10 protein-coding genes are annotated in these 11,974 nt (G+C 47.8%); 9 read left to right on the top strand and 1 reads right to left on the bottom strand.

Features of this window, described 5'->3' with window-relative positions:
* The first annotated feature begins 54 nt into the window (after positions 1-54).
* The 8 genes from phhA to OS145_RS08730 all read left to right on the top strand — a co-directional run bounded on the left by phhA (position 55) and on the right by OS145_RS08730 (position 9,522).
* Positions 55-849 carry a phenylalanine 4-monooxygenase gene (phhA, locus tag OS145_RS08765; protein ID WP_006956014.1) on the top strand — a complete coding sequence of 265 codons (795 nt, stop codon included), beginning with the start codon at positions 55-57 and terminating at the stop codon, positions 847-849.
* Between the two features lie 20 nt (positions 850-869).
* The gene (locus OS145_RS08760) at positions 870-1,208 is read left to right on the top strand and encodes a 4a-hydroxytetrahydrobiopterin dehydratase (protein ID WP_006956013.1); all 339 of its coding nucleotides are present in this window, start codon (positions 870-872) and stop codon (positions 1,206-1,208) included.
* 128 nt (positions 1,209-1,336) lie between these two features.
* Complete coding sequence (gene tyrR / locus OS145_RS08755; protein WP_006956012.1) at positions 1,337-2,896, top strand: transcriptional regulator TyrR; 1,560 nt, start codon at positions 1,337-1,339, stop codon at positions 2,894-2,896.
* Positions 2,897-3,148: 252 nt separating this feature from the next.
* Positions 3,149-4,222, top strand: a complete 1,074-nt coding sequence (hppD, locus tag OS145_RS08750; protein WP_006956011.1) for a 4-hydroxyphenylpyruvate dioxygenase — start codon at positions 3,149-3,151, stop codon at positions 4,220-4,222.
* Complete coding sequence (locus OS145_RS08745; protein WP_006956010.1) at positions 4,215-5,345, top strand: homogentisate 1,2-dioxygenase; 1,131 nt, start codon at positions 4,215-4,217, stop codon at positions 5,343-5,345. Before hppD ends, OS145_RS08745 begins: the two co-directional genes overlap by 8 nt.
* A 6-nt stretch (positions 5,346-5,351) precedes the next feature.
* Positions 5,352-6,374 carry a fumarylacetoacetate hydrolase family protein gene (locus OS145_RS08740; protein WP_006956009.1) on the top strand — a complete coding sequence of 341 codons (1,023 nt, stop codon included), beginning with the start codon at positions 5,352-5,354 and terminating at the stop codon, positions 6,372-6,374.
* A gap of 2 nt (positions 6,375-6,376) precedes the next feature.
* The gene (gene maiA, locus OS145_RS08735) at positions 6,377-7,015 is read left to right on the top strand and encodes a maleylacetoacetate isomerase (RefSeq protein WP_040488041.1); all 639 of its coding nucleotides are present in this window, start codon (positions 6,377-6,379) and stop codon (positions 7,013-7,015) included.
* Positions 7,016-7,026: 11 nt separating this feature from the next.
* Positions 7,027-9,522 (top strand): S9 family peptidase, encoded by a 2,496-nt coding sequence (locus tag OS145_RS08730; protein ID WP_006956007.1) that lies wholly within the window; start codon positions 7,027-7,029, stop codon positions 9,520-9,522.
* Here the strand turns inward: OS145_RS08730 and rrtA are convergent.
* On the bottom strand, positions 9,519-10,103 hold the full coding sequence (rrtA, locus tag OS145_RS08725; RefSeq protein WP_006956006.1) for a rhombosortase: 585 nt from the start codon (positions 10,101-10,103) through the stop codon (positions 9,519-9,521). The two genes, OS145_RS08730 and rrtA, sit on opposite strands and share 4 nt — an antisense overlap.
* Positions 10,104-10,173: 70 nt before the next feature.
* Here rrtA and ggt point away from each other — a divergent pair, with 70 nt between their 5' ends.
* Entirely contained in the window at positions 10,174-11,973 is a 1,800-nt protein-coding gene (gene ggt, locus OS145_RS08720) for a gamma-glutamyltransferase (RefSeq protein ID WP_006956005.1), read from the top strand.
* Position 11,974: the final 1 nt, after the last annotated feature.

Raw genomic sequence — 11,974 nt, 5'->3', positions numbered from 1 at the left:
AGACTTTAATTATTGATCTACACTTAAATTAGAACAGCAAGAAGAGGCATAACTATGGGTAAAGAGAGTAATTACGTATCCAAACAGCCCGATGCCGAGGGAATCATTCATTGGACTGATGAGGAGAATCAGGTTTGGCACGATTTAGTCGATCGTCAACTTAAGTGCATTCCAGGTAAAGCCTGTGATGAGTACATGAAAGGACTTGATTTACTCGACTTGCCAAAAGACCGTATACCGCAGCTGCACGAGCTTAATGAAGTACTTGAGCGTGAAACAGGTTGGCAGGTTGCTGCGGTGCCGGCACTGATTCCGTTTGACGAATTCTTTCGATTGTTAGCAAATAAGCAATTCCCAGTCGCCACGTTTATTCGCACTCGGGAAGAGTTCGACTACTTGCAAGAACCCGACATCTTTCATGAAATTTTCGGCCATTGTCCATTGTTGACCAATCCTGCATTTGCCCACTTTACACATCAATATGGCAAACTGGGTTATGCGGCGACACCGAAAGAACGCGTTTACTTAGCACGCTTATACTGGTTTACTGTTGAATTTGGCCTGTTACAAACGGACGAAGGCATCCGCATTTATGGTGGTGGTATTTTATCCTCACCAGCGGAAACAGAATATGCGGTGAACAGTGATAAGCCTGAACGCCATCCACTGAAAGCGTTGGATGCACTGCGAACCCCTTATCGGATCGATATTATTCAGCCTGTGTACTACACCATCAATAGTGTCGATGAATTATTTGAGATTTCAGACATGGATATCATGGCGTTGGTACGCGAGGCTATGGAACTGGGACTCTTTGAACCAAAATTCCCGCCTAAAGACGCGGCATAATAATTAACAGGAGTATTTATATGGCTGCATTAAATCAAGAACACTGTGAAGCGTGTAACGCAGACGCACCGAAGGTCAGTGATGATGAGTTGGCATCGTTGATGCGCGAGATCCCCGAGTGGACGCCGGTGAGTGACGACGGTGTGATGATGTTACGTCGCGAGTTTAAATTCAAAAACTTCCGCCAAGCATTGGAATTCACCAACAAAGTCGGTGAAATTGCTGAGGCCGAGAAGCACCATCCAGAAATTATCACTGAGTGGGGTAAGGCGACGGTGACCTGGTGGACCCATGCAATTAATGGCCTACACAAAAACGATTTTGTTATGGCTGCGAAAACGGACGAAATCTTAAATTAAGCTTAAGATTCGGCAAATAGTTCGATAGAACGTCAAAAACCCTAGCTCAAACGCTAGGGTTTTTCTGTATCCGTGCTTGAATATCCTGTACGATATACTTTACAGATCTCTCAACCTGAACGAATGACATGAGACTAGAGATAACCTGCGATGACCGTTTAGGCATTTGCCTTGATGTATTGCAGATACTTCGCGATCAAGAAATCGATTTAAGAGGTATTGAAATTGATCCGCGCGGAAAGATTTACCTAAACTTTCCTGAACTCGCGTTTGAAGACTTCAGCCACTTAATGCCACAAATACGTCGAATTCCAAATGTTATCGATGTGAAAACCATCCCATACATGCCTTTTGAGCGTGAGCATTTTGAATTTGATTTACTCTTAAGTACTTTGCCGGATCCGGTGATTTCCATCGATATCAAAGGACGTATTGATATCATTAATGATGCCGCAGCACAGTTATTAGGTGCCCCGAAGGACACCCTAAGTGGCGACTATTTGTCGCAATTCATCACTGGATTTGGATTGGCGCGCTGGCTTGATAAACAACCTAAAGAACCCGTATTTGAAGCGGTTGTGATCAACAATGCAGAGTATTACGCACAGATATTACCTATTTGGGTCGCTGGCGAGGACGGTAGTCGCTCTTTCGCGGGGGCTGTCTTAACGTGCAAGACCGAGCCTAATGTCGCTCAGTGGCAGAATAATAAAAACGACTCTGCCTTTGATCGTTTACTCACTGAAAACGCCGCATTTAAGAAGGTGATTAAAGAAGCGCAGCGTATGGCTGAGTTGGATGCGCCTCTGTTGATAGAGGGTGAGACGGGCGTCGGTAAGGAGTTGTTGGCAAAGGCGTGTCATCAAGCATCAGCGCGCGCCGATAAACCGTTTTTAGCGATTAACTGCGCCGCGTTACCGGACAACGTTGCCGAGAGTGAGTTATTTGGGCATGGCGCAGGCAGCTTATCAGAGCACAGTGCTAAAAAGACAGGGGTGCTAGAACAAGCCGCTGGCGGTACCGTGTTACTCGATTCAGTCGGCGAGATGTCAATTAATTTACAGGCCAAGTTATTGCGCTTTTTAGAGCACGGCGTATTCCGTCGTATCGGCGAAGAACAAGAGGTTAGCGTCGATGTACGTGTTATTTGTACGGCACAAAACCACCTCTATGAGCTAGTTGAGGCGGGGACTTTCCGCGAGGATTTGTATTATCGACTCAATGTGCTGGCGCTGAATGTACCACCACTCCGTGAACGTAAAGCGGATGCCGTGTTATTGGCTGAGCATTTTATTTCGCAAGCTTGTAAATCGCTCGGGCGCAGCTTGGTTAAACTGAGCCGCTCAGCTAAGGACCGTATTAAGACCTATCAATGGCCGGGTAACGTACGTCAGCTTGAGAATACGATGTTTCGTTCGGTGTCCATGCTCGATGGCGACGTGCTCGAGGCGAATGATGTTAAGTTGCCTGAAGTGCAAATAGATGATGACCCGTTAGCCATCGAAATTGAAGATATCAGTTTGGATGAGGCGGTGCGCCGTTTCGAGAGTACTGTACTTAAACGATTGTATCCAAGTTTCCCAAGTACGCGACAACTGGCACGTCGTTTGGGTTTATCGCATACGGCAGTCGCTAATAAACTGCGTGACTACGGAATCGGTAAGCAGCGCAAGAAAAGCCAGTCTTAAATAGCTGTAAACTTTTTACGACACGCTACAACAGTGTGTACAATTAAGTTTACGACTTATTTATCAAAGTCCATGAGGAGAGCGCGTCTTAACGCGCTCTCCTTTTTTGTAAATAAAAGGTTACAAAGTTTGACGTGGCGCAACGATGGGTAGTTTTTACGCTTTACTCGCTCATTTTAACTAACCCCCCTAAAGTAACGATTACACAAAACAAAAAAACACCCATGTAATCGAATACAGAAGGAAGTAGTTATGAGCGATATGAATTATAACCCACTCAACACCGACGGTTTTGAGTTTGTTGAGTACACTGCCCCTGATGCCAAAGGTATCGCAGCTCTTAAAGACTTGTTTGATAAGTTGGGCTTCACCGAAGTGGCTAAGCATAAAAGCAAAGAAGCGTGGCTGTATAAGCAAAACGATATCCAGTTCGTGATCAACTCACAAGTGGGTGGGCAAGCCGAGGAATTCGCTAAAAAGCACGGCCCAAGTGTATGCGGTATGGCATGGCGTGTTGCGGATGCCAAAAAGGCACTCGAGCATGCGTTAGATAATGGTGCGAAAGCATTCCCAGCTGACCAAGGAGTGATTGAAGACATCCCCGCGGTATACGGTATTGGCGAGAGCGCTCTGTACTTTATCGATAACTATCAGGATATGGCCGTTTATACTGACCACTTTGAATTCTATCCTGACTGGCAAGAGAAAATGTCGTCACATGCCGCAGGTCTATATGAAATTGACCACCTTACCCACAACGTATTCCGCGGCAACATGGATACTTGGGCTGGCTTCTACGAGCGTATCGGTAACTTCCGTGAGATCCGCTATTTCGATATCGAAGGTAAACTCACGGGCTTGTTAAGCCGTGCAATGACTGCGCCGTGCGGCAAAATTCGTATCCCTATTAACGAATCGCACGACGACAAATCACAAATCGAGGAATACCTGCGCGAGTATAACGGTGAAGGCATTCAACACATTGCATTGACCAGTGACAATATCTATAAAACAGTAAAAGATTTACGCAGTATCGGTATGGAGTTCATGGATACGCCAGATACTTACTACGAGAAAATCAATGAACGTGTAGAAGGTCATGAAGAAGATGTTGAGGCACTTCGCGACCAGCGCATTTTGATCGACGGCGCGCCGATGAAAGATGGCATCTTGCTACAAATCTTTACCCAAACCGTGATTGGCCCAGTGTTCTTTGAAATTATTCAGCGTAAAGGTAACGAAGGTTTTGGTGAAGGTAACTTCAAAGCCTTATTCGAAAGTATCGAAGAAGACCAAATTCGTCGAGGAGTGTTGAGCGATGCGTAAGTGGATCAGCTTTCCCAAACAGGAAGGCGCGCATTCACGACAGGCTCATGCTGACTTTCCTGAGCAGGCGATGTATGAACGTGAAGCGGGTCGAAGTGGATTCTTCGGCCCTGCTACTCATTTCCATCATCAGCACGCACCGACAGGTTGGTCGGATTGGCAAGGACCGTTGCGTCCGCGCGCCTTCGACTTTAATCAATTGGAAGACTTAGACCAAGAAAACCCGTGGTTGGTAAATAATCTGCTTGAGAACGCTAACTGTAAGTTTCGTTTATGGCACTGCCAAAGCAAGATGAACTACCTGGTGCGCAATGCCGATGGTGATGACTTGCTGTTTGTTCATGAGGGCAGTGGTCATGTATTTTGCGATTACGGGCATATCAAGCTGGTTAAAGGCGACTACTTTCTCGTTCCACGCTCAACGAGCTGGCGCATTGAGCCCGAAGAGCCTATGCAGCTGTTGATGATCGAAGCGACGAACGGTGCGTATCAGTTACCTGAAAAAGGATTGGTCGGTAACCACGCGATTTTCGATCCGGCGGTACTGGATACACCGGCGATTGATGATGCCTTTAAGGCACAATATAGCGAAGAGCAGACGCAAACTTTCGTCAAACGTCACCAGCAGGTTTCGGTGATTACCTATCCGTTTAATCCGCTGGATGCCGTGGGTTGGCATGGCGATTTGGCACCGGTTCGACTTAATTGGCGTGATATTCGCCCACTGATGAGTCACCGTTATCACCTGCCACCCTCAGCGCACACTACGTTTGTTGCTGAGCGGTTTGTCGTGTGTACTTTTGTTCCGCGTCCAATCGAGAGTGACCCAGGCGCACTTAAAGTTCCGTTTTATCATAATAATGATGATTATGACGAAGTGTTGTTCTATCACGAAGGCGACTTCTTTAGTCGTGACAACATCGATCGTGGTATGGTGACCTTTCATCCGGCAGGCTTTACCCACGGACCGCATCCAAAAGCCTTTAAAGCGGGTCTAGAACATAAAAAGAAATTCACCGATGAAGTCGCAGTCATGCTCGACACGCGCGATGCATTAGAAGCATCCGACGCGGCAATGAGTGTTGAGAATCCCGACTACGTGTTCAGTTGGAAGGAGAAGTAAAACAATATGAAACTAGCAACCTATCGAAATGGTACGCGCGACGGCCAACTGATGGTCGTCAGCCGTGACTTAACCAAAGCAGTAGCCATTCCAGCCATCGCGAGTTGTATGCAAGAGCTCGTTGATAACTGGGACGAGCTTGCGCCAAAAGCTGACGCGGTTTATCAATCACTGAATCAAGGTGATGTTGAAGGGGCTGTGACATTTGAGCAGCATTTGTGTGAGTCACCGCTACCACGGGCTTATCAGTGGGCTGATGGCAGCGCTTACGTGAATCACGTTGAGTTGGTACGTAAAGCACGCGGCGCTGAAATGCCACCGAGCTTTTGGGAAGATCCTTTGATGTATCAAGGGGGCTCAGATGATTTTCTCGCGCCTCACGATGATATCGAGATGGCAAGCAATGAGTGGGGCATCGATTTCGAAGGCGAAATCGCAGTCATCACTGACGACGTCCCGATGGGGATTGAAGCCAAAGATGCCAGCCAACACATTAAATTATTGATGTTGGTCAATGATGTATCTTTACGTGGCCTGATTCCGGGTGAACTGGGTAAAGGCTTCGGCTTTTTCCAAAGTAAACCCTCATCTGCATTTTCGCCGGTTGCCGTCACCCCGGACGAGTTGGGTGACGCATGGCAAGACAGCAAAGTGCATTTACCGCTGTTATCACAATACAACGGAAAGCCTTTCGGTAAACCTAACGCGGGCGAAGACATGACATTTAACTTCGCGCAGTTGGTTGCTCACGCAGCAAAAACTCGCCATTTGGGTGCCGGTGCAATCATTGGTTCAGGTACAGTATCCAATAAGCAGGGCACCGATCATGGGACAGCGATCGCCGAAGGTGGCGTAGGGTATAGCTGTATTGCAGAAGTGCGTATGATCGAAACTATTCGTGACGGACAGCCCACAACCCAGTTTATGGACTTTGGTGATACCATTCATTTTGAAATGAAAAACGCCGATGGCGAGTCGATCTTCGGCGCTATCGACCAAAAAGTGGTGCAATACAAAGGACCGCAATAATGATGGAACTTTACGGATACTGGCGCTCAAGCGCCAGTTTTCGTGTGCGCTTAGGACTCGCATTTAAACAGTGCGACTATACTTATCATCCGGTTCACCTAGTCAAAGATGGCGGTGAGCAACATAGTGAAGCGTACCGGAAACTAAACCCTTCTGAACTCGTCCCGACATTGATTGACGGTGACGTAAAACTCAACCAGTCGCTAGCCATTCTCGAATATCTCGATGATTGTTACCCCGATAATCCTTTGTTACCCACGGAACATGTTGCCAAAGCGCAAGTGCGTGCGCTCGCCTATGATCTAGCGTGTGAGCTGCAACCCGTAACCAACTTGCGTGTATTGCAATATTTGACGGGCACGCTTAAATGCAGTGATGAACAGAAAGTTGAATGGATCCACCACTGGGTTACGAAGAGCTTTACCGCATTTGAACAGCGTCTTGCCGATTATGCAGGTGATTATTGCTTTGGAAATTCGGTAACATTAGCGGATATTTGTTTGTTGCCGCAGGTATACAATGCGCTCCGATTTAACGTGCCGCTAGACGACTATCCAAATCTAGTGCGTGTGCACAGCAATTTGTTAAAACTGGATGCGGTTCAACAAGCCTTACCGGAAAATCAACCCGACGCACAATAAAGGAAATCAGTATGCAAAAATCCCGTTTGGTGATCGCACTGAGCGCGGCGCTCGTTACTGCGTCTTGCGCATCCACTCAAAGCACGGTTGCGCAATCTACAACCACTCATAAAGCGCCCACACCCGCGACTTTAAAAGCCGATCCACTGGCTTCGGCTGAAGGCGTGGCTGAACTTACCCTTGAGCAAATCATGGCTGATCCCGATTGGATGGGTCGTTTTCCTGAAAACGCATTTTGGAGCTTAGACGGGCAAGATATCCTGTTCTACCAAAAACGCGAAGGTAGTGAAGTTCGCGACTTAATGATAATTAAGGGTGGACAAAGTGAGCCGCAGGCTGTGCCACTCTCGGAGCAACACCTTTATATCGCTGACGAAAAAGAATCGTCGGTAGCGGGTGACTGGTTAGCATACACCTATAAAGGTAATGTGTTTGTTCGTTTTGGTAATGGTGAGGTGAAGCAACTCACACGTGATAGCGAACGTCAGCACAACCTTCAAGCAATGGCGGATGGTTCGCTAAGCTATCAACAAGGTCAGCAGTTCTTCCGTATCGACGTACGTTCAGGTTTGTCACAGCAAATGGCTGATATCCAGTTCGCTGATGAACCACAAGCCAATGAAGCGCCGGCTGACTATATCGCTAAGGAAGAACAGAACCTGATTCAGTTTGTACAGAAAGAGCGTAAAAATCGTGCCGAACAGTTTGAATATCAGCAGCAGTTACAGCAACAAAATGACACATTAGCGCCGCAGGCGTTTTATCTTGATAAACGTATGCAATGGGTCGATGGACGGTTGTCGCCGAACGGACGCTACCTGTTGGTTGCTATGTCCGAGCCACAGAGTTGGCGCGATGACGGCGATATCATGCCGAACTACATCACAGAAGATGGTCGCATTGAGCCGGAGAAAGTGCGTCGCCGTGTCGCCGATGCAAAACCTCAGCAACATCAGTTAGTGTTGCTGGATCTGCAGAAGCATACTCAAACGAGTTTGACCTACAACACACTCGACGGCTGGAACGAAGACGTATTGGCCGCGGTAAAAGCTGAAAATGCCAAGGCGGAAGGGCAGTCATACGAAAGCAAAAACGAGCCTCGTGCTATTCAGTTGATGGCTGACTGGGGCTGGGAAAACGGTGCGATTCAGTGGAACGAAGAAGGTTCGGAAGTGGCTGTCATGCTCGAAGCTTGGGACAACAAGGAGCGTTGGATTGCGACCGTCGACTTCGGCGCCAAACAGTTAGAGCAGCAAGATCGCTTACACGATGATGCATGGATTAATTACACACACAATGAGTTTGGTTGGGTCGATGAAGATACGCTTTGGTTCATGTCCGAAGCGGATGGCTACTCACATCTGTATGCGCGTGATCTTGATCAACAAACCACGCAGTTAACTGAAGGCCAATACGTGGTTGAAACACCGACACTATCGGCTGATAGCAGTCAGTTGTACTTTCAAGCCAATCAACCCCACCCGGGTATTTATGAGATTTACCGAGTTGCGGTGGATGGCTCAAGTGAGCCTGAACAGCTCACTGACTTAGGTGGAATGACGGGCTACGAATTAAGTCCAACGAGTGAACGGTTATTACTCACGTATTCGACTCCTTTGATGCCGCCTGAGCTTTACGTCAAGAATGCTGATGCGACAGATGAAGCGCAGCGCCTCACTCACACCGTATCTGAGAAATTCTTAAGTATCGACTGGACCGCGCCGGAAATCGTGCCCATTGCTTCATCCCACGTAGATGAACCGATTTATACGCGAGTATACAAGCCGGAAGGTTTTGATGCCGAACGTGCTGAAGAGTATCCGGCAGTCGTCTTTATTCACGGCGCGGGTTACCTGCAAAACGCGCATATGGGCTGGTCCGGCTATTTCCGTGAGTTTATGTTCCATAGCTTCCTTAACAAGCAAGGTTATGTCGTGGCTGATCTCGACTACCGGGGTTCTAAAGGTTACGGACGTGATTGGCGCACCGCGATCTATCGCCAAATGGGCACGCCTGAGGTTGAAGATTTGGTCGACGTAACGGATTGGCTACAAACCAATGTGAACGTTGATGGCGAGCGCATGGGTACTTATGGTGGCTCGTATGGTGGCTTCTTAACCTTTATGGCGCTATTTAAAGAACCTGGTTTATTCCAAGCGGGTTCGGCGCTGCGTCCAGTGACCGACTGGGCACATTACAACACGGGTTATACGTCCAATATTTTAAACCTACCGCAGGATGATGCGATTGCTTATCGCCGTAGCTCACCCATTTACTATGCGGACGGTTTAGAGGACGCCTTGTTAATTAACTCACCGATGGTGGATGACAACGTATTCTTCCAAGACAGCGTACGCCTTGTGCAACGTTTGATTGAGTTGAAAAAGACCGACTGGGAAACCGCGATTTATCCAGTGGAGCCGCACGGATTCCGTCAGCCGGAGAGTTGGTTAAACGAATACCGTCGTATCTACAAGCTGTTTGAGGAAAACTTACAGCAGGATTAATCCTGCTGTGTTTTCTGCCTGTTTACGGCGTCAGCTAACCGACGCCGTTGCAGGAACCAAGTCACTCCGCCAGCAATCATGCCGGCTGCATGAATCAAGGCGACATCCGGGCCGACAAAATGGTCAGGTCTAAAGCCTGCTAGCTCTGCAATTACTTTACCCAGTAAAACCACAATGACTGCGAGGTACCAAGGCTGCTTGAGTGTCGCATTGATGAGGCACACTAAAAGCAAACCATGCAGTACTCCCGATAATCCGACATATTCTATCGTCTCTGGCCACAGCCATAGCAGACCACCGCTTATTACACTGATCAGCAGGTAGTTATTGAATAACTGACGCATATCGAATTGGTCATTAAAAATGCCGACGACCAATGCGAGTCCAGCCATATTAAATAGCCAGTGATTCCAACCTAGGTGGAGCAAGGGCGCTGTTACTAAACTCCAAATCCTGTCACTCAATTCAGCACTATTAAATGCGAGCACGTCATGACCGGGCAGCCATTGGATAATCGCCGAAATACAAATGATGAGTGCGGCGGCCATCGCACCACTAGTGAGTGACTGATTTTTATTCATAAGCGTTTGCCTGTTACCCTGTAGCTCCGTATGATAGAAGTCACTACTTGTACCAGATGTTAGGGCTATCATGAAGTCAATTAATACCTCGCATTGGATTTTATCGTCTATCGCGGCTGCTTTACTCGCGGCTTGCTCACCCGCTCAATCCGGTGCCAGCGCAACAGCTGCACCACAAGATTCAGAACCGAAACAAGAAGCGCGTGAGCCTGAGATGGCTACGGGGTTTGCGGATAAAAAAGCGGTCGTAACGGATCAGTTTATGGTCACCGCTGCTAACCCTCATGCAGTCGAGGCAGGTTATAAGGTGTTAAAAGAAGGTGGTAGCGCTGTTGATGCCGCTATCGCAGTACAAGCCATGTTAGGTTTAACCGAGCCACAATCCTCTGGGATCGGTGGCGGCGCGTTTATTCTTTACTGGGATAACGAGCAACAAAAACTGTATACCATTGATGCTCGCGAAACGGCTCCTAAAGAGGCGACGGAAGCTTTGTTTCTTGACCAAGACGGTAACGCACCACCTTGGATTGAGGCTGTGGTCGGCGGGCGTTCAGTGGGCACCCCAGGTGTACTGCGTGGGTTAGAGTTGGCGCACGATAAATGGGGGAAGTTGGATTGGCAGCCGCTGTTTAAAGACGCCATCGATTTGGCGGAGACAGGCTTCGAAGTCTCCCCCCGACTTGCCAAACTCGTTAAGAGTGAGATTAATCCTGGTGTTAAGAAACTGCCAATCATTGCCAACTATTTATTTCCCAATGGAGAGCCTGTTAAAGCGGGTTCCACATTGGTCAACAAGGATTATGCTGAAAGCCTGAGCTTGATAGCCGAACAAGGAGCCGATGCCTTTTACCAAGGTCCCTTGGCTGAAAAAATTGTTGATGCCGTACGCCATAGTGCTATTGCGCCAGGCGTCTTGAGCACCAAGGACTTAGCTGAGTATCAGGCTATCATTCGCGAACCTGTGTGTGATGCTTATCGCCAGTATCAGGTCTGTGGTATGGGTCCGCCTAGCTCTGGCGGTCTAACGACGCTACAGACATTGGGTATTTTGCAAAACTATGATGTTTCATCGTGGCAGGTGAATGGCGAAGAATTTGCTCATTATTTTACGCAGGCGTCGCGCTTAGCATTTGCTGATCGTAACCAATGGATCGCCGACCCAGATTTCGTGTCGGTGCCAGTGGAAGGAATGCTCAATGATGAATACTTAAGCAAACGCGCGAAACAGATCGGGCGTGAAGATATGGTTAAGGCGAAACCGGGCTTATATCTCAAACCTGAGTACCAACAAGATATTGCTTACGAACGACCTAATACGAGCCACATGTCAATCGTCGATAGCGAAGGCAATGTGATTTCCATGACCACGAGTATCGAAATGGCGTTCGGCTCAACGGTAATGGTTGAAGGCTTTATTTTAAATAATCAGTTGACTGACTTTTCATTGACGCCGATGGATGAAGCTGGACGTAAAATTGCGAATCGTGTGCAGCCTGGTAAACGACCGCGCAGTTCAATGTCACCAACGATTGTGTTAAATCAATCGGGCGATCAGGTCGTTCATGCGTTGGGATCTCCGGGTGGTAGTCGAATTATTAATTATGTTACGCAAACCTTGGTTGGCTTGATTGACTGGAATCTTAACATGCAACAAGCCATTGATTTGGGTCATGTGACTAACCGGAATGATTACACAGCCTTGGAAAAAGGGCGCGATATTGCAACCTTGAAAGCGGTATTAGAAAAACGAGGCCATGAAATAAAAGTTATCGACTTGAATAGCGGTATTCACGGCATTACCCGCTTGCCCAATGGCCAACTGCAAGGCGGGGCAGATCCTCGTCGCGAAGGGATCGTAATGGGTCAATAAT

The organism is Idiomarina baltica OS145 (assembly GCF_000152885.1).
GTDB classification, from domain to species: Bacteria; Pseudomonadota; Gammaproteobacteria; order Enterobacterales; family Alteromonadaceae; genus Idiomarina; species Idiomarina baltica.
This window is presented reverse-complemented; position numbering and strand designations above follow the sequence as displayed.